The sequence below is a fragment of the Nocardioides guangzhouensis genome (assembly GCF_004519545.1).
GTDB lineage: Bacteria > Actinomycetota > Actinomycetes > Propionibacteriales > Nocardioidaceae > Nocardioides > Nocardioides guangzhouensis.
On the sequence record NZ_SDKM01000052.1, the window covers coordinates 1 to 24,396 of the forward strand.

20 protein-coding genes are annotated in these 24,396 nt (G+C 71.7%); 16 read left to right on the forward strand and 4 right to left on the reverse strand.

Features of this window, described 5'->3' with window-relative positions; translation table 11 throughout:
- Positions 1-238 precede the first annotated feature (238 nt).
- A complete protein-coding gene (locus tag EKO23_RS22325; protein WP_134720696.1) occupies positions 239-1,870 on the forward strand; it encodes an amidohydrolase in 1,632 nt (543 codons plus the stop codon).
- Positions 1,871-1,885: 15 nt separating this feature from the next.
- Here the strand turns inward: EKO23_RS22325 and EKO23_RS22330 are convergent, their stop codons facing one another.
- On the reverse strand, positions 1,886-3,079 hold the full coding sequence (locus EKO23_RS22330; RefSeq protein WP_134720697.1) for an LCP family glycopolymer transferase: 1,194 nt from the start codon (positions 3,077-3,079) through the stop codon (positions 1,886-1,888).
- A gap of 203 nt (positions 3,080-3,282) precedes the next feature.
- Between EKO23_RS22330 and EKO23_RS22335 the strand changes: the two genes are divergently transcribed.
- From EKO23_RS22335 to EKO23_RS22360, 6 genes are read left to right on the forward strand one after another with little or no spacing between them, the layout of a single operon-like run.
- Positions 3,283-4,716 (forward strand): gamma-aminobutyraldehyde dehydrogenase, encoded by a 1,434-nt coding sequence (locus EKO23_RS22335; RefSeq protein ID WP_134720698.1) that lies wholly within the window; start codon positions 3,283-3,285, stop codon positions 4,714-4,716.
- Positions 4,717-4,731: 15 nt separating this feature from the next.
- Positions 4,732-5,955 carry a saccharopine dehydrogenase family protein gene (locus tag EKO23_RS22340; RefSeq protein ID WP_134720699.1) on the forward strand — a complete coding sequence of 408 codons (1,224 nt, stop codon included), beginning with the start codon at positions 4,732-4,734 and terminating at the stop codon, positions 5,953-5,955.
- Between the two features lie 2 nt (positions 5,956-5,957).
- Entirely contained in the window at positions 5,958-7,055 is a 1,098-nt protein-coding gene (locus EKO23_RS22345; protein ID WP_134720700.1) for an ABC transporter ATP-binding protein, read from the forward strand.
- Positions 7,052-8,257: an ABC transporter substrate-binding protein gene (locus EKO23_RS22350; RefSeq protein WP_134720701.1), complete on the forward strand. Its 1,206-nt coding sequence runs from the start codon at positions 7,052-7,054 to the stop codon at positions 8,255-8,257. Before EKO23_RS22345 ends, EKO23_RS22350 begins: the two co-directional genes overlap by 4 nt.
- Positions 8,258-8,259: 2 nt before the next feature.
- Entirely contained in the window at positions 8,260-9,153 is an 894-nt protein-coding gene (locus tag EKO23_RS22355; protein ID WP_246051246.1) for an ABC transporter permease, read from the forward strand.
- Entirely contained in the window at positions 9,150-9,962 is an 813-nt protein-coding gene (locus EKO23_RS22360; RefSeq protein WP_134720702.1) for an ABC transporter permease, read from the forward strand. The genes EKO23_RS22355 and EKO23_RS22360 overlap by 4 nt, the downstream gene beginning before the upstream one ends.
- Before the next feature lie 86 nt (positions 9,963-10,048).
- Here EKO23_RS22360 and EKO23_RS22365 read toward each other — a convergent pair whose 3' ends face one another.
- The 3 genes from EKO23_RS22365 to EKO23_RS22375 form a co-directional block, all read right to left on the reverse strand.
- Positions 10,049-10,891: a PHP domain-containing protein gene (locus EKO23_RS22365; RefSeq protein ID WP_134720703.1), complete on the reverse strand. Its 843-nt coding sequence runs from the start codon at positions 10,889-10,891 to the stop codon at positions 10,049-10,051.
- 70 nt (positions 10,892-10,961) lie between these two features.
- Complete coding sequence (gene gabT / locus EKO23_RS22370) at positions 10,962-12,305, reverse strand: 4-aminobutyrate--2-oxoglutarate transaminase (RefSeq protein WP_134720704.1); 1,344 nt, start codon at positions 12,303-12,305, stop codon at positions 10,962-10,964.
- A 159-nt stretch (positions 12,306-12,464) separates the two neighbouring features.
- Positions 12,465-13,406 (reverse strand): serine protein kinase RIO, encoded by a 942-nt coding sequence (locus EKO23_RS22375; RefSeq protein WP_246051247.1) that lies wholly within the window; start codon positions 13,404-13,406, stop codon positions 12,465-12,467.
- Positions 13,407-13,594: 188 nt separating this feature from the next.
- Between EKO23_RS22375 and EKO23_RS22380 the strand changes: the two genes are divergently transcribed.
- From EKO23_RS22380 to solA, 9 genes are all read left to right on the forward strand, one after another.
- Entirely contained in the window at positions 13,595-14,221 is a 627-nt protein-coding gene (locus tag EKO23_RS22380; protein WP_167880604.1) for an acyl-CoA synthetase family protein, read from the forward strand.
- A gap of 19 nt (positions 14,222-14,240) precedes the next feature.
- Positions 14,241-15,665, forward strand: a complete 1,425-nt coding sequence (locus tag EKO23_RS22385) for a M1 family metallopeptidase (protein WP_134720706.1) — start codon at positions 14,241-14,243, stop codon at positions 15,663-15,665.
- A 58-nt stretch (positions 15,666-15,723) separates the two neighbouring features.
- Positions 15,724-16,827 carry a 1-deoxy-D-xylulose-5-phosphate reductoisomerase gene (gene dxr, locus EKO23_RS22390; protein ID WP_134720707.1) on the forward strand — a complete coding sequence of 368 codons (1,104 nt, stop codon included), beginning with the start codon at positions 15,724-15,726 and terminating at the stop codon, positions 16,825-16,827.
- Positions 16,824-18,125, forward strand: coding sequence for a M50 family metallopeptidase (locus EKO23_RS22395; protein ID WP_134720708.1), 1,302 nt, complete (start codon positions 16,824-16,826; stop codon positions 18,123-18,125). The genes dxr and EKO23_RS22395 overlap by 4 nt, the downstream gene beginning before the upstream one ends.
- 4 nt (positions 18,126-18,129) lie before the next feature.
- The gene (locus tag EKO23_RS26560) at positions 18,130-19,695 is read left to right on the forward strand and encodes an HD domain-containing phosphohydrolase (protein ID WP_217702757.1); all 1,566 of its coding nucleotides are present in this window, start codon (positions 18,130-18,132) and stop codon (positions 19,693-19,695) included.
- Positions 19,696-19,758: 63 nt separating this feature from the next.
- Positions 19,759-20,862 (forward strand): class I SAM-dependent methyltransferase, encoded by a 1,104-nt coding sequence (locus tag EKO23_RS22405; protein WP_134720709.1) that lies wholly within the window; start codon positions 19,759-19,761, stop codon positions 20,860-20,862.
- Positions 20,863-20,930: 68 nt separating this feature from the next.
- Positions 20,931-22,082, forward strand: coding sequence for a flavodoxin-dependent (E)-4-hydroxy-3-methylbut-2-enyl-diphosphate synthase (ispG, locus tag EKO23_RS22410; RefSeq protein ID WP_134720710.1), 1,152 nt, complete (start codon positions 20,931-20,933; stop codon positions 22,080-22,082).
- Between the two features lie 78 nt (positions 22,083-22,160).
- Positions 22,161-23,180, forward strand: coding sequence for a UDP-glucose 4-epimerase GalE (galE, locus tag EKO23_RS22415; RefSeq protein ID WP_134720711.1), 1,020 nt, complete (start codon positions 22,161-22,163; stop codon positions 23,178-23,180).
- A gap of 4 nt (positions 23,181-23,184) precedes the next feature.
- Positions 23,185-24,324: an N-methyl-L-tryptophan oxidase gene (gene solA / locus EKO23_RS22420; RefSeq protein ID WP_134720712.1), complete on the forward strand. Its 1,140-nt coding sequence runs from the start codon at positions 23,185-23,187 to the stop codon at positions 24,322-24,324.
- The last annotated feature ends 72 nt before the right edge of the window (positions 24,325-24,396 follow it).

Consider the following 24,396-nt stretch of genomic DNA (forward strand, 5'->3'; position numbering starts at 1 on the left):
TGAAGTGCATCCACAGGTGGTCGCGGGCGGCGCCCTGCAGGTGCTCGTAGTCGGCGTTGACCATGGGTATCGCGTCCTCGCAGATCGAAGGGGTCATCAGGCGTGTTCCGCTCGCCAGTCTGCCCAGCGACCCTCGCGGAGGCAAGCGGATTCGCAACGAAAGTGGGCTATTGTCCAGTGAATCAACAGCAGGACGGGTCAAGAGCCACGGATTTCGTGGTTCAGGGAGGGGTGCAGGGTGACGCTGGTCTTCCGCAACGGGAGCGTGTTCGACGGCGGCCGGCACCGCCCGGGGCAGGCGGTGGTGGTCGCCGGGGACCGGGTCGCGGCGGTGCTGCCCGAGGCCGACCTGGTCGGCTCCGGGCTGGACCTGCGCGACGCCCGCGAGATCGACCTGGCCGGCGGCCTGGTCGCGCCGGGCTTCGTCGACGCCCACGTGCACCCGGTGCAGGGCGGCCTGGAGCGGATCCGCTGCGACCTGTCCGAGGTGCACACCCGCGAGGACTACCTCCGGGTGGTCGGCGAGTACGCCGCCGCGCACCCCGAGCTGCCCTGGATCACCGGCGGCGGGTGGGCGATGGCGGCCTTCCCGGGCGGCACCCCGACCGCGGCCGACCTCGACGCCGTGGTGCCGGACCGGCCGGTGTTCCTGCCCAACCGCGACCACCACGGAGCGTGGGTGAACAGCCGGGCGATGGAGATCGCCGGGATCGGCCCGGACAGCCCCGATCCGGCGCACGGCCGGTTCGAGCGCGACGCGGACGGCCGGCCGAACGGCACCCTGCACGAGGGCGCGATGGCGGTCGTGTCCCGGCACTGCCCGCCCACCGCCGAGGACGAGTACTACCGCGGCCTGCTCGAGGGGCAGCGTTACCTCCACTCGCTGGGGGTCACCGCCTGGCAGGACGCGATCCTCGGTGCGTACGCCGGCGCGGATGACGCCTCGGGCGTCTATCTCCGCGCGGTCGAGGCGGGGGAGCTGACCGGCACCGTCGTCGGCGCGCTGTGGTGGGACCGTGAGCGCGGCGAGGAGCAGGTCGCGGAGCTGGTCGAGCGGCGGCGCCGCTACACCCGCGGGCGGCTGCGGGCCACGTCGGTGAAGATCATGCAGGACGGTGTCGCCGAGAACGGCACGGCCGCGATGAGCACGCCGTACCTCGACCCGTGCGGGCACCCGACCCACAACGCCGGGCACTCGTTCGTCGACCCCGGGCTCCTGCGCTCCGCGGTGGCGCGCCTCGACGCCGAGGGCTTCCAGGTGCACGTGCACGCGATCGGCGACCGGGCGGTGCGCGAGGCCCTGGACGCCTTCGACGGCCTGGACCGCGCACGCGACCTGCGCCACCACATCGCGCACCTCCAGCTCGTCCACCCCGACGACGTCGGGCGGTTCGCGTCGCTCGGCGTCACCGCGAACATGCAGGCCCTGTGGGCCTGCCTCGACGAGCAGATGGTCGAGCTGACGCTGCCGGTCCTCGGGGAGGAGCGGGCCCGCTGGCAGTACCCCTTCGGCGACCTCGCCCGGGCCGGGGCGTCCCTGGCCTGCGGCAGCGACTGGCCGGTCAGCACGCCCGACCCCCTCGCCGCGATCCACGTCGCGGTCAACCGGACCGAGCACGGTGCCACGGGCCCGGTCGGGACCGAGCCCTTCCTGCCCGAGCAGGCGCTGACCCTGGAGCAGGCGTTCGCGGCGTACACCGCCGGCTCGTCGTGGGTGAACCACCGTGACGACGCCGGCGTGCTGCGCGAGGGGGCGGTCGCCGACCTCGCCGTGCTCGATCGTGACCCGTTCACCGGACCGGCGGGGGAGATCGGTGCCGCGCGCGTGGTCTCGACCTGGGTGGACGGGATCGCCGTCCACGAGGCATGACGCCCGCGGACGGACCTAGCTGACGTCCTTGGGGTCCGGCAGCTCGTCGTCGGGGTACTTCCTGAGGTACGGCCCGACCTTGTCCTCGGAGACCGACGTCCACAGCTGCTTCGCCTGCTTCTCGTCGATGATGTTCACCGACCCGGCCGCGGGCACGTTCTCGTAGTGGTCGAGCGGCAGGGTCAGGAACTTCACCTTCTTGGAGTCCAGGCCGCGCAGGGCGAAGGCAAGGCCGCGGATCGAGCCGGTCTTCCAGCTCTCGTCGACGGTGAGGTTGCGGGTGATCGCCTCGAGGGTGTCGGTGAACCTGATCGGGTTGCCGATGGTGTCGTCGGCGAGCACCTCGGACATCAGCGAGCGCAGGAAGTTCTGCTGCCGCGCCACCCGGTCGAAGTCCCCGTTGGTGAGGCCGTGGCGGGTGCGGACGTACTTGAGGGCCAGGTTGCCCTCGAGGTGGTTCCACCCCTTCTTCCAGGTGACGTCCTGCTTGTAGTCGTAGACCTCGCTCGGCACGTAGACGTCGACGCCGCCGACCGCGGTGGTCAGGTCGCGGAAGCCCTCGAAGTCGATGATCGCCATGTGGTCCATGCGCAGGCCCGAGAGGTTCTCGATCGTGCGCCAGGTCCCGAACGGGCCGTACTCGGCGAACGCCTCGTTCACCTTGCTCTTGCCGTGCGCGTTGCCCTCGCCGTCGTAGATCGTGACGTAGGAGTCGCGCGGCACCGACACGATGTACGCCGACTTCCGGTCCGCGGGGATGTGCAGCACCATCACCGTGTCCGAGCGGTAGGCCCCCGGGTCCCACTCGCCGTCCGCGAGCAGCTCGCCGACCGTCGGCTTGTGCTCGAGCTGGTTGGGGTTGTCGGCCCCCATGAGCAGGATGTTGAGCGCCTCCGACTTCTTCTTGGGCGGCCGCTTGCCCTGGTCGATGACGTCGTCCTTGACCCGCTGGATGTTGTCGAGCTTGCTGTTGAGGTTCCAGCCGTAGACGCCGACGGTGCCGGCGGTGATCACCGCGCCGGCGAGGAGGATCGCGGGGCCCTTGCGGTGGCCGCGCGTGAACTCCCAGACCGCGAAGCCGACCATCGCGAGCACGGCCACCACGAGGAGGTACGCCGTGAGCTCGAGGTAGCCGTGCAGCATCAACCAGTAGAGCCCGGCGATGACCAGCAGTGCCGCGACAGGCGCGATCACGAACGTGCGGCGCATCGCGCCCCCCTCCTCGGTGAGTGCTCCGCCGGGAAGGGGCGGCCCACCCAATTCTTGCCCATGGGTGGTCAACTTCGGTATCCCGTGTCCCCGGGGGTCATTTCGGAGGATTTGCGCCGTCGAAGCCGCGTTCCTCTACAGAATTCGTTGGAGACTCGTTAGGGTGCTGCCCACATAGGCCTCGACCGCGGGATGAGGAACACATGGCTGACACGACCTTCCGGAACGTGATCGGCGGCGAGCTCGTGCACGCCGCGTCCGGAGAGACCTACGACGTCCTCGACCCGACCACCGGGGAGGTGTACGCCGCGGCCCCGAAGTCCGGCGCCCAGGACGTCGACCGGGCCTACGCGGCCGCCGCGGAGGCGTTCGAGTCCTGGGGCGAGACCACCCCCCAGGACCGGTCCAACGCCCTGCTCCGGATCGCCGACACGATCGAGTCGCGGATCGAGGAGATCAACGAGGTCGAGTGCAAGGACACCGGCAAGCCGCTCGGCCTGACCATGGACGAGGAGATGCCCTATGCCTCGGACCACTTCCGCTTCTTCGCGGGCGCCGCGCGGGTCCTCGAGGGCCGGTCGGCCGGTGAGTACATGGCGGACCACACGTCCTGGGTCCGGCGCGAGCCGATCGGCGTGATCGGGCAGGTGACGCCCTGGAACTACCCGCTGATGATGATGATCTGGAAGATCGCTCCGGCCCTCGCCGCCGGCAACACGATCGTCCTCAAGCCCAGCGACACCACGCCGGCCAGCTCCACCCTGCTGGCCGAGCTCGCCCAGGAGTTCCTGCCCCCGGGCGTGCTCAACGTGGTCACCGGCGACCGCGACACCGGTCGGCTGCTGGTCGCCCACAAGACCCCGCAGATGGTCGCGATCACCGGCTCGGTACGGGCCGGCATGGAGGTGGCAGGTTCCGCCGCGACGGACCTGAAGCGGGTCCACCTCGAGCTCGGCGGCAAGGCGCCGGTCATCGTCTTCGACGACGCCGACATCGAGAAGGCCGCCGCGGGCATCGCCGGGGCCGGCCTGTTCAACGCCGGCCAGGACTGCACCGCGGCGACCCGGGTGCTGGCCGGCCCCGGGATCCACGACGAGTTCGTCGCGGCGCTCACCGAGGCCGCGAAGGGGATGCCGACCGGCGACCCGACCGACGAGGACACGTACTACGGCCCGCTGAACAACCAGAGCCAGCTCGACCGGGTCTCCGGGATGGTCGAGCGGCTGCCGGACCACGCCAACGTCGAGACCGGTGGCACCCGCCAGGGCGCCGTCGGCTACTTCTACGAGCCGACCGTGCTGTCCGGCCTCCGTCAGGACGACGAGCAGGTCCAGAGCGAGATCTTCGGGCCGGTGATGACCGTGCAGAAGTTCAGCGACGAGGCCGAGGCGCTGCGCTGGGCGAACGACGTCGAGTACGGCCTTGCGTCGAGCGTGTGGACCAGGGACCACGGCCGCGCGATGCGGATGTCGAAGCGACTCGACTTCGGCGTGGTGTGGATCAACACGCACATCCCGTTCATCTCGGAGATGCCGCACGGGGGCTTCAAGCACTCCGGCTACGGCAAGGACCTGTCCATGTACGGCCTGGAGGACTACACGCGCATCAAGCACGTCATGTCCTACATCGGCGACTGAGCGAGCGAGGACACGATGAGGATCCTTCTGGTCGGCGCCGGTGGCGTCGGCGCGGCCTTCGCCGCCATCGCGGCCCGCCGCGACTTCTTCGAGACGATCGTGGTCGCCGACTACGACCCCGACCGGGCAGCCCGTGCCGCCGCCTCCGACGCCAGGTACGTCGCCGCGCAGGTCGACGCCTCCGATGCGACGTCGGTGACCGCGCTGTGCCGGGAGCACCGGATCACGCACGTGATGAACGCCGTGGACCCCGTGTTCAACATGTCGATCTTCGGCGGCGCCTTCGAGGCGGGCGCCGACTACCTCGACATGGCGATGTCCCTGTCGAAGCCGCACCCCGAGGCGCCGTACGAGAAGACCGGCGTCAAGCTCGGCGACGAGCAGTTCGCGGTCGCCGACACGTGGGAGGCGGCGGGCCGGCTGGCGCTGGTCGGGATCGGCGTCGAGCCCGGCCTCTCCGACGTGTTCGCGCGGTACGCCGCCGACCACCTGTTCAGCGAGATCGACGAGCTCGGCACCCGCGACGGCGCCAACCTCGTGGTCACCGACGACGACGGCAACGAGATCTTCGCGCCGTCGTTCTCGATGTGGACCACGATCGAGGAGTGCCTCAACCCGCCGGTGATCTGGGCTGTGGACGATTCAGGGCAGGGCGGCTGGCACACGACGCCGCCGTTCTCGGAGCCCGAGGTGTTCGACTTCCCCGAGGGGATCGGCCCGGTCGAGTGCGTCAACGTGGAGCACGAGGAGGTGCTCCTCATGCCGCGCTGGGTCGAGTGCAGGCGGGCGACGTTCAAGTACGGCCTCGGTGACGAGTTCATCAACATCCTCAAGGTGCTGCACACGCTCGGCCTGGACAGCACCGAGAAGGTGCGCGTCAAGGGGGTCGAGGTGAGCCCGCGCGACGTGGTCGCCGCGGTGCTCCCGGACCCGGCGACGGTCGGGCCGCGCATGACGGGCAAGACCTGCGCGGGCCTGTGGGTCACCGGCAAGGGCAAGGACGGCGCCGACCGGTCGACGTACCTCTACCACGTGGTCGACAACGAGTGGACCATGCGGGAGTACGGCCACCAGTGCGTGGTCTGGCAGACGGCGATCAACCCGGTGGTGGCGCTGGAGCTGCTGGCGCGCGGGACCTGGTCGGGCGCCGGCGTGCTCGGGCCCGAGGCCTTCGACGCCGTGCCGTTCCTCGACCTGCTCACCGAGTACGGCTCGCCCTGGGGAGTGAAGGAGCTCTGACCATGCCGACCGCGATCTCCCTGCGCGGGCTCAGCAAGCACTTCGGCGACGTCAAGGCGGTCGACGACCTCGACCTCGACATCGCCGACGGCGAGTTCTTCTCGATGCTGGGCCCCTCGGGTTCCGGGAAGACCACCGTCCTGCGCCTGATCGCCGGGTTCGAGCAGCCGACCGCCGGCCGCATCGAGCTCGGTGGCAAGGACGTCACCGGCCGTCCGCCGTTCGCGCGCGACGTGAACACCGTCTTCCAGGACTACGCGATCTTCCCGCACATGAGCGTGCGCCAGAACGTCGAGTACGGCCTCCGGGTCAAGCGGGTGCCGCGGGCCGACCGCCGGGCCCGCGCGGAGGAGGCGCTCGCGACGGTGCGGCTCGAGGGGTACGGCGACCGGCGGCCGCACCAGCTCTCCGGCGGCCAGCGCCAGCGGGTCGCCCTGGCCCGGGCCCTGGTCAACCGGCCGCAGGTGCTGCTGCTCGACGAGCCGCTCGGCGCGCTCGACCTCAAGCTGCGCCGCCAGATGCAGATCGAGCTCAAGCAGATCCAGCGCGACGTCGGCATCACCTTCGTGTTCGTGACCCACGACCAGGAGGAGGCGCTCACGATGAGCGACCGCATCGCGGTCTTCAACGAGGGGCGCATCGAGCAGCTGGCCACGCCGGTCGAGCTCTACGAGCAGCCGGCCAGCTCCTTCGTCGCCGGCTTCGTCGGCACCTCCAACCTCCTCGAGGGTCCGGTCGCCCGCGACGTCGTCGGCAGCGACGGCCAGTTCGTGGTCCGCCCCGAGAAGGTCTCGATGCTGGCTCCCGCGGACGCCCCGGCCGAGGACGGGGAGCACTGCGTCGCCCGCGGCACCGTGCGCGAGGTGGTCTACCTCGGCGCCGCCACCCACTCCGTCGTCGACCTCGACGCCGGAGCCACCCTGACCGTCGCCCACCAGAACACCGACCGCTCGATCGACGCCGCGCTGGAGCGCCGCGGTCAGCAGGTCCTCCTGGTCTGGTCGCGCGACAGCCTCGTCCCGCTGGGCGGCAACGACGCCGTTCCCGCGGGCAGCACAACCGGGCGGCAGCCCTCGTCCCCTGAGGAGAACACACCATGAAGCGCACCCTCCTGAAGCCCGCCGCGGTCGCGGGCGCCCTGCTGCTGGCGCTGGCCGCCTGCGGCACGGACTCGGGGGACTCGTCGTCCGACTCGGGCAGCGGCGGGTTCACGGCACCAGACGTACCGATGAAGAAGTCGCTCGGCGAGACCGAGGGCGAGGTCAGCATCCTGGCCTGGCCCGGCTACGCGGAGAACGGCTCCAGCGACCCGAAGGTCGACTGGGTGACCCCGTTCGAGAAGAAGACCGGCTGCAAGGCGAGCGTGAAGACCTTCAACACCTCGGACGAGGCGGTCACGCTGATGAAGACCGGCGAGTACGACGTGGTCTCGGCCTCCGGCGACGCGTCGCTCCGCCTGATCGCCTCCGGCGACGTGCAGCCGGTGAACACCGACCTGCTCACCAACTACGCCGACATCTCGTCGTTCCTCAAGGATCGTGACTGGAACTCCGTCGACGGCCAGATGTACGGCATGCCGCACGGCTGGGGCGCCAACCTGCTGATGTACCGCACGGACACCGTCAAGCCGGCCCCGACCAGCTGGAGCGCCGTGTTCGACGAGGCCTCGACGTACGACGGCAAGGTGACGGCCTACGACTCGCCTATCTACATCGCCGACGCCGCGCTGTACCTGATGAACACCCAGCCCGACCTGGGCATCAAGAACCCCTACGCGCTCGACCAGGACCAGCTCGCCGCCGCCGTCGACGTGCTCAAGAAGCAGAAGGAGAGCGTCTCGGAGTACTGGTCGGACTACCTCAAGGAGATCCAGGCGTTCACGACCGGCGACTCGGTCATCGGCACCACCTGGCAGGTGATCGTGCAGGTCGCCCAGGGTGAGAAGGTCCCGGTCCAGGCGATCCTGCCCGACGAGGGCTCGACCGGCTGGTCGGACACCTGGATGGTCAAGGCGGACTCCGACCACTCCAACTGCGCCTACGCCTGGCTGGACCACATGGCCAGCCCGGAGACCCAGGCCGCGGTCGCCGAGTGGTTCGGTGAGGCCCCGGCCAACCTGAAGGCCTGCGACCTCACCAGCGACCCGAAGCACTGCGACAACTACCACGCCGGGGACTCGTCGTACGCCGACAAGATCTGGTACTGGACCACCCCGGTCGAGCAGTGCATCGACGGCCGCAAGGACGTCAAGTGCACCAACTACGGCGACTGGACGCAGGCCTGGACCGAGGTGAAGGGCTGACCGTGGCCACCCCTGCTGTCACCCGGTCCCCGCGCGGGCGGCGCAACCGCCCGCGCGGGGCCGAGCGCCCGGGACGGGGCACCCTGCTGCTGCTCACGCCTCCGATGCTGTGGCTGGGCGTGGCGTACCTCGGTGCCCTGGGCGCGCTGTTCATCACCTCGCTGTGGCAGCAGAACGACTTCACCGGAGCGATCGAGCGGGTCTGGACGCTCGACAACTTCCGGGACCTGTTCACGATCGACGTCTACCGGACGATCACCTTCCGCACGATCGCGATCGCGGCGCTGGTCACCGTCGTCGACGCGCTGCTGGCGTTCCCGATCGCGCTCTACATGGCCAAGGTCGCCTCGCCGCGGTTGCAGCGGCTACTGGTGATCTCGGTGTTGATGCCGCTGTGGGCGTCGTACCTGGTCAAGGCGTACGCCTGGCGCGGGATGCTCTCGGAGAACGGCCTGATCGCGTGGCTGGGTGCGCCGTTCGGGATCGACACGCCCGGCTACGGACTCCCGGCGACGACGATCGTGCTGGCCTACCTGTGGCTGCCCTACATGATCCTGCCGATCTACGCCGGCCTCGAGCGGCTGCCCGACTCGCTCTGGGAGGCCTCGGCCGACCTCGGGGGAGGGGCGTGGACCACGTTGCGACGGGTGGTGCTGCCGATGGCGTTCCCGGCGATCGTGGCCGGGTCGATCTTCACGTTCTCGCTCTCGCTGGGCGACTACATCGCCGTCCGGATCGTCGGCGGCACCAGCCAGCTGCTCGGGAACGTCGTCTACGACAACGTGGGCGCCGCCAACAACCTGCCGTTCGCCGCGGCCGTCGCGACCATCCCCGTGGTGGTCATGGTGATCTACCTCGCCGCGGCCCGTCGTACCGGAGCCCTGGAGAACCTGTGAAGCTGTCCCCGGGCCTGCGGGCCGTGCTCCGCGTGTTCACCGTGCTGCTGCTCGTGATCATCTACACGCCGCTGCTGCTCGTGGTGCTGAACTCGTTCAACGCCAGCGCCACGTTCTCGTGGCCGCCGCAGGAGCTCACGCTGCACTGGTGGAAGGTCGCGGCCGACAGCACCGGGGCCCGACACGCGCTGTGGGTGAGCATCCAGGTGGCGCTGCTGGCCACGCTGATCTCGCTGGTGCTCGGCACCATGGCCTCGCTCGCGATGCGACGCACCCGGTTCTTCGGCCGCAACGTGGTCTCGCTGCTGATCATCCTGCCGATCGCGCTGCCCGGCATCGTCACCGGTATTGCGCTCAACAACGCCTTCCGGACCGTGCTCGGCCTCGAGCTCGGCTTCCTCACCATCGTGGTCGCCCACGCGACGTTCTGCATCGTGACCGTGTTCAACAACGTCCAGGCCCGGCTGCAGCGGCTGGGCACGAACTTCGAGCAGGCGTCGATGGACCTCGGCGCCGGCCGCTGGACGACGTTCCGGCTGGTGACCTTCCCGATGCTGCGCTCGGCGCTGCTCGCGGGCGCGCTGCTGGCGTTCGGCCTGAGCTTCGACGAGATCGTGGTGACCACCTTCACCGCGGGCAGCCAGCAGCAGACGCTCCCGATCTGGATCTTCAACAACCTCTTCCGGCCCAACCAGGCGCCGGTCGTCAACGTGGTCGCGGCGGTGCTGGTGCTGCTGTCCGCCATCCCGATCTACCTCGCCCAGCGCCTCTCCTCCGGCGTCACCCAGTCCGCCGCCGCCGCTCCCTGACGGTGACCCGGCACATCTTGTGCCGACTCACCGTGTTTCCGGGGTGGTGACCCGGCACACGATGTGCCGACTCACCGTGGAGAGGGTCAGGAGCGGGGCCAGACGTCGAACGGGTCACGGCCGGGCCGGAAGCCGAACGCGGTCGCCATGGCGGCCGCGTCCCGAAGCCTCCGCGCGACCGCTTCCGGCTCGTGCGCGTCGCTGCCGAAGGTGATGCCCTGGCCGCCCTCCTCACGCCACCAGCGCAGGACGGTCGCGTCCAGCGGCAGCACCGTGTTGATCTCCAGCGCCCGACCCGACCCGGCCAGCGCCCGCAGCGCCAGCCGGAAGTCGTCCTCGTACGTCGCGACGTCGTACGGGCCGTCGGTGGCGGCGTCCCAGAAGCGCAGCGGGTAGTCGACGTGGGCCAGCGCGGCGAAGTCGCCGCCGTCGGCGACGAGGCGGACCACCTCGGCCAGGTAGCCGCGCACGATCTCGTGCGGGTCGAGGTCGCCGAAGAGCCCGGGCGGCTCGCGGAATCCGTCGCCGTACGGGAGGCAGTGCAGCGAGCCGAGGACCCGGTCGAAGTCGCCGGCGGCGACCAGGCGCCGTACGGCGTCGCGGTGCCAGTGTGGCTCACCGAGCTCCAGGCCGCTGAGGATCCGCAGGTCCGGGAACAGGTCGCGGCAGCGCTCGACGGCGGCGAGGTACCCCTCGACGTCGAGGGCCGGCGGCGTCAGCCGCCCGTCCGGGGCGACGAGCTCCAGCACCAGGTGCCCGGGCTCGATCCGGTCCACCGGCACGGTGGTCACCGTGTGGTCGACGTGCTCGGTGAACGCGATCGCCGGCAGCCCGATCGCCACGGCCCGGGCACACGACCGCTCCATGGACCCGGTCGGCGCATCCCAGGACCACTCGGTGTGCACGTGGCCGTCGCTCGGCAGGCTCACCCGACCCACCGTAGGCGAGGCGGCACGCTGACCCGGCACAAGATGTGCCCGGGTCGGCGTGGTTGCCGGGTCAGGCGGTGGCGGCGAACGCCTCGGCGACGACGTCGAACGCCTCGTGCAGGAGCTCGTCGGAGGTCGAGAGCGGGGGCAGGAAGCGGAACACGTTGCCCCAGGTGCCGCAGGTCAGCGTGACGACGCCCTGGCGGTGGCAGTGGGCATTGACCGCGGCGGCGCGGACCGGGTCGGGGTTGGCGGTGCCGGGCTCGTTGAGCTCGATCGCCATCATGGCGCCGCGGCCGCGGATGTCCGCGATCACGTCGTGCTTGCCAGCCAGGTCCTCGAGGCGGGCCCGCATCAGGTCGCCGATCGCCCGGGCCCGACCGACCAGGTCGTGCTCCTGCATCTCCTCGATCGCGCCGAGCGCGGCCGCGCAGGCGACCGGGTTGCCGCCGTAGGTGCCGCCGAGTCCGCCCACGTGCACGGCGTCCATGATCTCGGCGCGGCCGGTCACCGCGGCCAACGGCATGCCGCCGGCGATACCCTTGGCGGTGGTGACCAGGTCGGGCACGACGCCCTCGTGGTCGCAGGCGAACCAGTCGCCGGTGCGGCAGAAGCCGGACTGGATCTCGTCGGCGACGAACACGATGCCCTTCGCCTCGGTCCACTCCTTCAGCGCCGGCAGGAAGCCGTCGGCCGGGACCACGAACCCGCCCTCGCCGAGGATCGGCTCGATCACCAGGCAGGCCAGGTTGTCGGCGCCGACCTGCTTGTCGAGCACGTCGATCGCCCGGGCGGCGGCCTCCGCGCCGGACAGCCCGTCCCGCGCCGGGTAGGACAGCGGGGCGCGGTAGACCTCGCCGGCGAACGGTCCGAACCGGTGCTTGTACGGCATGTTCTTGGCGGTCATCGCCATCGTCAGGTTGGTGCGCCCGTGGTAGGCGTGGTCGAACACCGCGACCGCGTCGCGTCCGGTCGCCGACCGGGCGATCTTCACCGCGTTCTCGACCGCCTCGGCGCCGGAGTTGAACAGCGCCGACTTCTTCGGGTGGTCACCGGGCGTCAGCTCGGCGAGCTTCGCGCACACGTCGACGTAGCCGTCGTACGGCGTGACCATGAAACAGGTGTGCGTGAACGCCGCGGCCTGCGCGGTCAGCCGCTCGACCACGCGCGGTGCCGCGTTGCCGACCGTGGTCACGGCGATCCCGGAGCCGAGGTCGATCAGGCTGTTGCCGTCGACGTCCTGCAGGACGCCGCCGCCGGCCGCGGTGACGAAGACCGGCAGCGCGGTGCCGACGCCGTCCGCGACGTGCTCCTTCTTGCGGGCGAGCCGGGCCTGGCTCTCGGGGCCGGGGATCTCGGTGACCAGGCGGCGCTCCTGGGGGAGGCCGGGGCCACCGGTGGGAGTGGTGTCCATGGCGGCAGCCTACGCGGCGCATTCGCAATCGCAACACGGAAACCGTTGTCTAGATCTCACGATAGTGCCGATTTCCGCGGTTGAATGAGACAAGCGGCACCGAACTCGCAGTCCTCAGCGGGTCCGGTGCCGCGCTGTCTCCACGTCGCGGCGCCGCGGTCAGAACGCGTGCGCCAGCAGCTCGCCGTACAGCTCGTGCTCGTCGACCTCGAGCCCGCGCGCGCGGAACCAGCTGCAGACGTTCGCGCAGTCGCGCAGCAGGAAGTCCATCGCCTGCGGGTTGCCGACCAGGTCCACGGTCTGCGGGAGGTCGATGATCACCAGCCGCTCACCCGCCGCCAGGATGTTGTACGGCGAGAGGTCGCCGTGGACCAGCCCGTGCCGGGCCAGCTCGGACATGGCGTCCCGGAGCTGCTCGAAGTACGACTCCAGCAGGTCGCGCTCCGGACGGGTCTGGGCCAGCCGCGGCGCCCCGTCCCCGTCCGCGGTCACGAACTCCATGAGGATCTCGGTGCCGTCGATCTGGACCGGGTAGGGGACCGGCAGCCCGAGCGTCCACAGCCGCTTGAGCGCCTCCCACTCGGCCCACGCCCACTGGCCGGCGGCCAGGGACCGCCCGTAGGCGCTCTTGCTGGCGAGCGCCCGGGTGTCCCGGGACCGGCGGGTGCGGCGACCTTCGGTGTAGGCGGTCGAGCGGTGGAAGGACCGGTGGTCCTCGCCGCGGTACCGCTTGGCGGCCATCACCACGGACGGTCCGCCGGGCTCGCCGCGCTCGAGCAGGAAGACGTCGGCCTCCTTGCCGGTCTTGAGGATCCCGAGCTCGGTGTCGACCGCGGCTTGCGAGGTCACCACCCAGTCCGGGCGGGGTTCCGGCCCGCGGCACAGCGGCTCGACCGAGAGCCAGGTCGACCAGCGCTGGCGCGTGTCGTCGACCTCGTCGTAGGCCTGGAAGTCGAAGACGAACGCCGGATCGATGCCGGCCAGGCGGTCGTCGTGGACGGCGCACGGCGCGAAGCCGTGCTGGTAGCCGTCGTCGGACGGCTGGTGGTGCGTGAAGTCGTCAGCGATCTCGTCGGTGAGCTCGCGGAAGTCGTGCGTCACTTGGGGTGCTCCAGTTGGGTGAGAAGAGGTGGTCCGAGGGCAGACCGAGGACAGTCGTGGACATGTCACGCTCCTCTCTCCTGAGCACGGCCCGACGCCGTACGCTTCGCTCGACAAGGGTGAGGGCAGCCGGCCCCGACCGGCAACCGGTTTTCCGCACCCGCGCACCACCGTCTCCAGGAGACCCCGTGACCCTGACGTGGTTCCGCCCGCCGCAGGGCGACGACCCCGGCACGCTCAACCTCTGCTACCACGCCGTCGACGTGGCCGTGATCCGCGGCGCGGCGGCGGAGACCGCGGTCCGGCACGTGGGCGGCGAGCTCGAATACGCGGTGCTGCTCGAGGAGGTGGCCGCGCTCGGCGGTGCGCTGCGCGGGCTCGGCGTCACCGAGGTGTCGACCGTCGGGGTGCTGCTCGACGACCCCCTCGACACGCTGCTCGCCGAGCTGGCCGTCACCCGGGTCGGCGCCACGGTGCTCGACCTCGACGACGACGTGGCCGCCCGGCTGGACGCCCACCAGCCGCACCTGGTCGCCACCTCCCGGGCCATCGAGTCCGGCAGCCACGTGCCGCCGGTCGTGCTGGTGCGCGGCCTCCCGGTCGCCGACGAGTCCCGGGACCTCGACTGGGACGTCGCGGTCCGGGCCGGCCGTACCGACCCCGCGCCGTGCGCGCCGGTCCCGCCCGGCAGCACGGCGTACGTCGCGGACGAGGCCGTCGCCGCCGTCGACCTGCCCGGCCACGACTCCGGCCTCGGCCGGGCGCTGGCCGCGCTGGCCGACCGCACTCCGGTGGACCTGCGGGACCGCGCATGAGGAACCGGGCGGACCGCGCGTGAGGCACCGCCCGGCGGCCGTGCTGGCGGCCGCCCTCCTCGTCCTCGCGGGCGCCGGGGCCGCGCCCGCGGCCCCGGCCGCCGACGCTCCCGCAGCCGGCGCGGCCGGCATCGGCGACCCCTACTTCCCCGCCGACGGCAACGGCGGGTACGACGTCCGGCACTACGACGTCCACGTCTCCACCGCCGTCGCCGACGGCCGGCTGTCGGGGCGGGCCACGATCACCGCCACCGCCACCCAGGACCTCGCCTCGTTCCACCTCGACCTGCTGCTGCCGGTCAGCTCGGTCCGCGTCGACGGCCGGCCGGCGGCGCGCGACCGTCCCGACCGGCACGAGCTCCGGATCACGCCAGCGGCGCCGATCCCCGCCGGGCGATCGTTCCGCGTGTCCGTCACCTACGCCGGCCGGCCGGGCAGCGTCTCCTGGCGCGGCGAGCGTGCGTGGGTGGCGAACCGGCACGAGATCGTCACCATGGGCCAGCCGCAGATGGCCGCCTGGTGGTTCCCGGCCAACGACCACCCGCGGGACAAGGCGACCTTCGACGTCTCGGTCCGGGTGCCCCGCGGCCGGCAGGCGGTCTCCAACGGTCGCCTGGTCGAGCGCACCGCCGGGCGGCGCTGGACGGTCTTCCACTGGCGGCAGGCCGACCCGATGGCGACGTACCTCGCGTTCTTCGCGGCCGGCGACTTCACCCTCGAGCGGGGGCGCACCGCTGCCGGCACGCCGTACCTGCTCGCGGTGTCGGAGCGGCTCGCCCCGGGCGAGCGGCGCCGGGCGATGGCCCTGCTGCGCCGTACCCCGACGATCCAGGCCTGGCTCGAGCGCCACCTCGGCCGCTACCCGTTCCGCAGCACCGGCGGCCTGGTGACCTCGCTCGACCCGGGCTTCGCGCTGGAGAACCAGACCCGCCCTACCTACCCCTACCTCGGCGGCGCCGGGCAGGACTGGATCGTCGCGCACGAGCTCGCCCACCAGTGGTTCGGCGACGGCGTCTCGCTGGAGTCGTGGCGCGACATCTGGCTCAACGAGGGGCTGGCGACCTGGTTCGAGGTGCGGTGGGACGACTACGGAGGTTCGGCCTCCATGCCCGAGTGGCTCACCGCGACCTGGGAGTCGCACGCCGACGACCCGTCGTTCTGGGACCTCCCGGTCGACGACCCCGGCCGCAACCGGCTGTTCGACGAGGCGGTCTACGTCCGCGGCGCGATGACCGTGCAGGCGCTGCGCAACCGGATCGGCGCGACCGCGTTCGACACCCTGCTCCGGCGCTGGGTGGGCGAGCGCCGCTTCGGCAGCGGCAGCACCGCCGACTTCGTGGCGCTCGCGGAGGAGGTCGGCGGCCAGGACCTGGGTGCGTTCTTCACGGCGTGGCTGTCCACTCCCGAGCGGCCCGCACGGACCGCGGAGAACGGCCTGACCTGATCCGCCGGCCCGATCCGTCGAATGGGCCCGGCACCACTCCGGCTGGGAGGATGGGCCGGTGAGCTCACCCCGCGACGTCGTCATCCTCGGGTCCACCGGATCCATCGGCACCCAGGCGCTGGACCTGGTCCGTGCCAACCCCGACCGGTTCCGGGTGGTCGGGCTGACCGCCGGTGGCTCGAACCCCGAGCTGTTCGAGGCGCAGGTGGCCGAGTTCCGCCCGGCGCGCTCGGGGCTGGGGGAGGACGCCTCCGTCGAGGCAGCCGGGATGGCCTGCGACGTGGTGCTCAACGGGATCACCGGCGCGGTCGGGCTGCGACCCACCCTCGCCGCACTCGACGCCGGCACCACGCTGGCGCTGGCCAACAAGGAGTCGCTGATCATCGGCGGGCCGCTGGTCACGGCGCGGGCCAAGCCCGGCCAGATCGTGCCGGTCGACTCCGAGCACTCCGCGATCGCGCAGAGCCTGCGGGCCGGCAGCCGCGAGGAGGTACGCCGGCTCGTGCTCACCGCGTCCGGCGGCCCCTTCCGCGGCCGCACCCGCGAGCAGCTGCACGACGTCACGCCCGCGGAGGCGCTCGCGCACCCCAACTTCGCGATGGGCACCGTGATCACCACCAACTCCGCGACCCTGGTCAACAAGGGCCTCGAGGTGATCGAGGCGCACCTGCTCTTCGACGTCCCGTTCGACCGGATCGACGTGGTCGTGCACCCGCAGCAGCTGATCCACTCGATGGTCGAGTTCTCCGACGGCGCCGTGGTCGCCCAGCTCGGGCTGCCCACGATGCTGGTGCCGATCTCGCTCGGCATGGGCTGGCCGGAGCGGGTGCCGGACGCCGAGACCCCGATCGACTGGACCCGGGCCGCCGACTGGCGGTTCGAGCCGCTCGACGACGACGCCTTCCCCGCGGTGCGGATCGCCCGCGAGGCGGGGGAGCGGGGCGGGACCGCGCCCGCGGTCTACAACGCCGCCAACGAGGTCTGCGTGGAGGCGTTCCACGCGGGCCGGATCCGGTTCACCGACATCGTCGAGGTGGTTTCCCGCGTGCTCACCGCGGACGGCGTACCGTTGGTCGTGGAGCCCACCGTCGACGACGTCCTCGCCGCCGACGCGTGGGCGCGGGCCGAGGCCGCCCGGATCACTGCTGAAGGGACTTCATGAGCGCGCTCTACTACACGCTCGGCGTGCTGCTGTTCGTGGTCGCCATCCTGGTGTCGATCGCACTGCACGAGCTCGGCCACATGATCCCGGCGAAGAAGTTCGGTGCCAAGGTCACCCAGTACTTCGTCGGGTTCGGCAACACGATCTGGTCGAAGAAGGTCGGTGAGACCGAGTACGGCATCAAGTCGATCCCGCTCGGCGGCTTCGTGAAGATCGTCGGGATGCTGCCGCCGGACGAGCAGGGCAAGCTCCGCGAGAGCAACACCGGCATGTTCACCCAGCTCATCGCCGACGCCCGCGCGGCCGAGGCCGAGCACATCGAGCCGGGCGACGAGGACCGCCTCTTCTACAAGCTGCCGTGGTGGAAGAAGGTCATCGTCATGGCCGCCGGCCCCTCGGTGAACCTCGCCATCGCGTTCGTGATCTTCGGCGCCCTGTTCGCGACGTACGGCAACATCGGCGACCCGGTCACGAAGTCCACCGTGGCCGAGGTGCAGCCGTGCGCGGTGCCCTACAAGCAGAGCAACCGTGAGTGCACGCCGGCCGACCCGGCGACGCCGGCCGCCCGGGCCGGCCTGCAGGAGGGCGACCGGATCGTCTCCTGGAACGGCACCGAGATCACCGGCTGGGACCAGCTCCAGGGGCTGATCCGCGCCAACGGCGACCGCAGCGCGTCGATCGTCGTCGTGCGCGACGGCGCCGAGAAGACCCTCACCACGCGCACCATCGTCAGCGCCAGGCCGACCTCGGCCACCGACGAGACGCTGACCGACGTCGGCTTCCTCGGCGTGCTCCCGACCGTCGAGGCGCAGACCGGCGGCCTCGTCTACACGGTCGACCAGATGGGCACGATGACGGTCAACACCGTGCACGCGCTCGGCCAGATGCCGGTCAAGGTGTACGGCGTCGCCGAGGCCATCGTCGGTGCTCGCGAGCGCGACCCCGAGGGCCCGATGAGCGTGGTCGGCGGTGGCCGGATCGCCGGCGAGACCGCGGCCCATGCCCAGTTCCCTGTGAAGGAGAAGGCGGTCTTCCTGCTGATGCTGATCGCCGGCTTCAACTTCTTCATCGGCATGTTCAACTTCGTGCCGCTGCTGCCGCTGGACGGCGGCCACATCGCCGGTGCCCTCTACGAGGCGCTGCGTCGCGGCTGGGCCCGCCTCCGACACCGCCCGGACCCCGGGTACGTCGACGTGGCCAAGCTGCTGCCCGTGGCCTACGTCGTGGCCGGCGCGTTCCTGCTGATGAGCGTGGTGCTGATCGTCGGCGACCTCGTGGTGCCCATCCACGTGACCTGAGGTCGTGACCGCTCCCTCCGGCGTCCGCCTCGGGGAGCTGCTCGCCGCGCTGTCGTTCGGGACCGACCTCGGCATGGGGCACCCGACCGAGCACGTGCTCCGGCAGACGTTCATCGCGCTCCGGCTGGCCGAGCGGATCGGGCTCGGTCCCGCGGAGCGCGAGGTCGTCTACTTCACCTCGATGGTGGCCTGGGTCGGGTGCCACGTCGACGCGTACGAGCAGGCCCGGTGGTACGGCGACGACCGGGCGGTCAAGCACGACGCCCGGCTCTTCGACCTCGACAGGCCTGTTCCCGCGACCGCCTTCCTGCTCACGCGGCTCGGCGGGGAGGTCGCCTGGAGCGCTCGGGTCCGTGCCGGCGTCGCCTTCCTGGCTGGCGGCTGGCGCGAGACCGCGGCCATGTTCGAGAACCACTGGCGGGCAGCGTCGGCACTGGTGCAGGACCTCGGGCTCCCGGAGCCCGTGCTGGCCGGCGTCGAGCACACCTTCGAGCGCTGGGACGGCCGGGGGGAGCCCGAGGGCCGGCACGGGGCGGACGTGCACGTCGCCTCGCGCCTGATCAACCTCGCCGACGTGGTCGAGGTGTTCCACGACGTCGGCGGTGTGCCGGCGGCCGTCCGGGTGGCCCGGGAGCGCAGCGGAGGACAGTTCGACCCCGGGCTGGCCGACCTGTTCTGCGCCGAGGCGGCCGGGTTGTTCGAGGAGCTCGACGAGGTGACCGGCTGGGACGGGGTGACCGAGTTCGCCCCCACCGCCGGACGGGAGCTGGACGACGACGAGCTGGACGCAGCGCTGGCTGCGCTCGCCGACTTCGTGGACGTCAAGTCGCCGTACACCCTCGGCCACGCTCGCGGGGTCGCCGACCTCGCCGCCCGGGCAGCGGAGGACGGCCTCGACCCGCACCTGCTGCGACGGGCGGGCCTGGTGCACGACCTCGGACGGATCGGCGTCTCCAACGGGGTGTGGGACAAGCGCGGCCGCTTCACCACGGGGGATCGGGAACAGGTCCGGCTGCACCCGTACCTCACCGACCGGATCCTGTCCTGCCTGCCCGCGCTGGCTCCTGTGGCGACGGTGGCCGCCCAGCACCACGAGCGGCTCGACGGCTCGGGGTACCCGTCGGGCGCCAGTGCCCCCGCGCTCGGCCCGGAGGCGCGTCTGCTGGCCGTGGCCGACTGCCACCAGGCGTGGTCCGAGCCGCGGCCGCACCGGCCGGCAGCCTCACCGGTCGACGTGGCGGCGCGGCTGCGTGCGGAGGCGAGAGCGGGCCGCCTCGACGGAGCCGCGGTCGAGGCAGTGCTCCGGGCCACGGGTCATCGCGTCCGGAAGCGACGTGAGTGGCCGTGCGGGCTCACCGCCCGGGAGGTCGAGGTCCTGCGCCTGCTCGCGCACGGGCTGTCGCAGGGCGAGATCGCCGAGCGACTGGTGATCTCGCGGAAGACCACGGCCAACCACGTGGAGCACATCTACGCGAAGACCGGGGCCCGGAACCGGGCCATGGCCAGCCTGTTCGCGTCCCGGCACGGCCTGGTGGGCGCCGGCCTGGAGGACCCGCCCTCCGCGCTCTGACCGACGCCAAGATGGGGTCCGCGCCTCATGAACCCGCGGTCCCCTCGTCCCTAGCGTCGAACCATGACCACCGAGGAGATCAACCGCCCGGACCCGGGCGCCGCCGACGTCGACGAACAGGCCGTCGAGGAGTTCGCACTCCGGCTCGTCGACGTCATCACCGGGGGACTGCTGACCCCGCTGCTCGAGATCGGCCGCCGTACCGGCCTGTTCGAGAGCGCCCTGGACGGTCCGGCCACGTCGGCCGAGCTGGCCGACCGCGCGGGGCTGCAGGAGCGCTACGTGCGGGAGTGGCTGGGCGCCATGGTTTCCGCCGGCATCTTCGAGTACGCCGCGACGGAGCGTCGCTACTGGCTCCCCGTCGAGCACGCCGCGGTGCTCACCGGGTCCGGCGTCGAGAACCTTGCACCGATGGCCCATCTGGTGACCGCCCTCACCCGGCACACCGACGAGGTCGCCCGCTGCTTCGCCTCCGGCGGCGGCGTGCCCTACGCCGCCTTCCTGCCGGAGATCCGGGAGGTCATGGACGGCCTGTGGCAGCCGACGGTCCGCGACCTCCTCGTTCAGGAGATCCTGCCGATGGCACCCGGGCTGCCCGACCTGCTCACCCGCGGCGCCCGCGTCGCCGACGTGGCGTGCGGCTCCGGCAACGTGGCGGTGACCCTGGGGCGGGCGTTCCCGCGTTCGAGGTTCACCGGCTACGACCGCGACGCCGACGGGCTGGAGGTGGCGCGGACCCGCGCCGCAGCGCACGGCCTGGACAACGTGGAGTTCGTCCTCGCCGACGCGGCCGAGCTCTCGCCCGGGACGTCGTACGACGCCGTGGTCGTGTCCTACGCCCTCCACGACCAGGCCAGGCCGGCGCAGGTGCTGGCGGCGATCCGGGAGATGCTCGTGCCCGGCGGCACACTGCTGATGTACGAGCCGCGGGTCTCCAGCGACCTGGCCGACAACGTCGGCAACCCGTTCGCGCCGATGACGTACGCGATCAGCGTGCTCCACTGCCTGACCGTGTCGCTGGCCGAGGGTGGCGCGGGGCTGGGCACCGCGTTCGGCGAGCAGGTGGCGCTCGACCTGCTGGCGGACACCGGGTTCGGCCCGGTCACCGTGCACGAGTCTGCTGCGGATCCCGGCAGCGCGGTGTTCGTCACGCACCGGCCGGCCTGACGCCCGTCGGCCGGAGAGCGGATCCCGGGGATGCGGGGGTTCGCCGGTGACCTCCTAGACTCGGACCCATGACCGCGATCTCCCTGGGGATGCCCGCTGCCCCGCCGCCGGTGCTGGCCCCGCGACGCCCGACCCGCCAGATCCAGGTCGGCAAGGTGGGGGTGGGCAGCGACCACCCGATCTCGGTGCAGTCGATGACCACGACGCTGACCGCCGACGTCAACACCACGCTGCAGCAGATCGCCGAGCTCACCGCGTCCGGCTGCGACATCGTCCGGGTCGCCTGCCCTTCGCAGGACGACGCCGACGCGCTGCCGGAGATCGCCCAGCACTCGCAGATCCCGGTGATCGCCGACATCCACTTCCAGCCGAAGTACGTCTTCGCCGCGATCGACGCCGGCTGTGCCGCCGTGCGTGTGAACCCGGGCAACATCCGCAAGTTCGACGACCAGGTCAAGGAGATCGCGGCCGCCGCGAAGGACCGCGGCACCTCGATCCGGATCGGCGTCAACGCCGGCTCCCTCGACAAGCGGCTGCTCGAGAAGTACGGCAAGGCCACCCCGGAGGCGCTCGTCGAGTCCGCGGTGTGGGAGGCCTCGCTCTTCGAGGACCACGACTTCCACGACTTCAAGATCTCGGTCAAGCACAACGACCCGGTCGTGATGGTGCGCGCCTACGAGCTGCTCGCCGAGCAGGGCGACTGGCCGCTGCACCTCGGCGTCACCGAGGCCGGCCCCGCGTTCCAGGGCACGATCAAGTCCGCCACCGCCTTCGGGGCCCTGCTGAGCAAGGGCATCGGCGACACCATCCGGGTCTCGCTGTCCGCGCCGCCGGTCGAGGAGGTCAAGGTCGGCCTCCAGATCCTCGAGTCCCTCAACCTCCGTCCGCGCCGGCTCGAGATCGTCTCCTGCCCGTCCTGCGGCCGGGCCCAGGTCGACGTCTACAAGCTCGCCGACGAGGTCACCGCCGGCCTGGACGGCCTCGAGGTCCCGCTCCGCGTCGCCGTCATGGGATGCGTCGTGAACGGTCCCGGCGAGGCGCGCGAGGCGGACCTCGGCGTGGCCTCCGGCAACGGCAAGGGCCAGATCTTCGTCAAGGGGGAGGTCATCAAGACCGTCCCCGAGTCCAAGATCGTGGAGACCCTCATCGAGGAGGCCATGCGCATCGCCGAGGACATGGAGCCGGTCGACGGCGGCGGGGCCGAGGTCACCGTCTCCTGACCGGCCTCCGGCGCACCGGGGTCGTCCGCGGGCCCCGGCGATGTGCTCGGCGGCGGGCGGCCCCCTAGGCTGGCGGCCATGCGCGTTCTCGTCTCCGGCGGTGCCGGCTACATCGGGTCCCACACCGTCCTCGCCCTGATCGAGGCCGGCCACGACGTCGTCGTCGTCGACGACTTCTCCAACAGCAAGCCGACCGTGGTCGGCCGCCTGGAGACCTTGTCCGGGACCCACATCCCCGTGCACTCCTTCGACCTGCGCGACCACGACAAGACCGAGCACCTCTTCGCCCAGGGCGGGATCGACGCGGTCATCCACTTCGCCGGGTTCAAGGCCGTGGGCGAGAGCGTCGCGAAGCCGCTGGACTACTACACCAACAACCTCGACGCCACGTTCTCGCTGGTGCGCGCGATGCGCCGCCACGACGTGCGGAACCTGGTCTTCTCCTCCTCCGCCACGGTGTACGGCGACCACGCGCCGCTGCCCTTCCGCGAGGACTACGAGCCGCTGTCGGCCAGCAACCCGTACGGCTGGACCAAGGTGATGATCGAGCAGGTGCTCTCCGACGTGGCCCGCGCCGACGACCTCAAGGTCGCACTGCTGCGCTACTTCAACCCGGTGGGCGCGCACCCGTCCGGGACCATCGGCGAGGACCCCCAGGGCATCCCCAACAACCTGCTGCCGTTCATCGCCCAGGTGGCGGTCGGCCGGCGCCCGAAGCTGAGCGTCTTCGGCGACGACTACCCGACCGAGGACGGCACCGCCGAGCGCGACTACATCCACGTCGAGGACCTGGCCGCCGGTCACGTCGCCGCGCTCGAGGCGCTCGGACGGATCGAGGAGCCGGTGCGGGCCTTCAACCTCGGCGGCGGCCGGGGCACCAGCGTGCTGGAGATGGTCAGGGCGTTCGAGCGGGCGAGCGGCCGCGAGATCCCCTACGAGATCGTGGGCCGCCGGGCCGGCGACCTGGCCGCCACCTGGGCCGACACCACCCGGGCCGCCGAGGAGCTCGGCTGGCGCGCGACCCGCTCCATCGACGACATGTGCGCCGACGCGTGGCGCTGGCAGTCGCAGAACCCCGACGGCTACCCCGACGCCTGAGCCGGTGGCAACCCCGGACGTCCTCGTCCTCGGCCTCGGCGGCGCGGGAAGCGCCGCGGCGGCCCACCTCGCAGCGCGAGGTGCCTCGGTCCTCGGCCTCGAGCAGTTCACGCCCGGCCACGCCCTCGGTTCCAGCCACGGCGACTCGCGGGTGATCCGGCAGGCGTACTTCGAGGACCCCGCCTACGTCCCGCTGCTGCGCCGCGCCTACGAGCTCTGGGCGGACCTCGACGCCACCGACCCGGGCATCCTCACGATCACCGGCGGCCTCATGGTCGGGCACGCCGACTCCCAGACCGTGGCCGGTTCGCTGGGCAGCGCACGCGAGCACGGGCTCGCGCACGAGATGCTGGACGCCGCCGGGATCCGCGAGCGCTTCCCGATGTTCGCGCCGGCCGACGACCTGGTCGCCCTCTTCGAGGAGCGCAGCGGATTCGTGCGCCCCGAGCGCACCGTCCTCGAGCACCTGCGCCGCGCCGCCGCGGGCGGTGCCGACCTCCGGTTCGGCGAGCGGGTGCTCGGCTGGACCGCCAGCGACCGCGGGGTGACCGTCCGCACCGCCGAGGCGACGTACGACGCGGGGCACCTGGTCCTCGCCCCCGGAGCCTGGGCGCCGGGGCTGCTCGCCGACCTCGGCGTGCCGCTGCGGGTCGAGCGGCGGGTGATGCACTGGTTCGAGCCGGTCGGCAGCATGGAGCCGTGGCAGGTCGGCCGGCACCCGGTGTGGATCTGGGAGGAGAGCCCGGACGTGCAGAGCTACGGCTTCCCGGCGTACGGCGACCCGGCCGACGGCGTGAAGGTCGCCCTCTACGGCGCCCGGGAGCCGGACGAGCACGTGGACCCCGACGCTCTCGACCGCGTGGTGCACCCCGACAAGGCGGCCCGGCTCGCCGACCATCTCGCCACCCGCCTGCCGGCGCTGCCCGGGCGGCACCTGCGCGGCGTGGCCTGCATGTACACCACCGCTCCGGACGAGCACTTCGTCGTCGCCCGGCACCCCGGGCACGCGACGGTCACCGTCGCCACCGGGTTCTCCGGGCACGGGTTCAAGTTCGTGCCGGTGCTCGGCGAGGTGCTCGCCGACCTCGCCCTCGACGGCAGCACGCGGCACCCGATCGCGCTGTTCGACCCCGCCCGCTTCTGATCAGCGGCCACGCCCTGCTCCGAGCGGCCACGTCTTGCGCGGCCGTGGTTTCGAGACGCTCGCTGGCGCTCG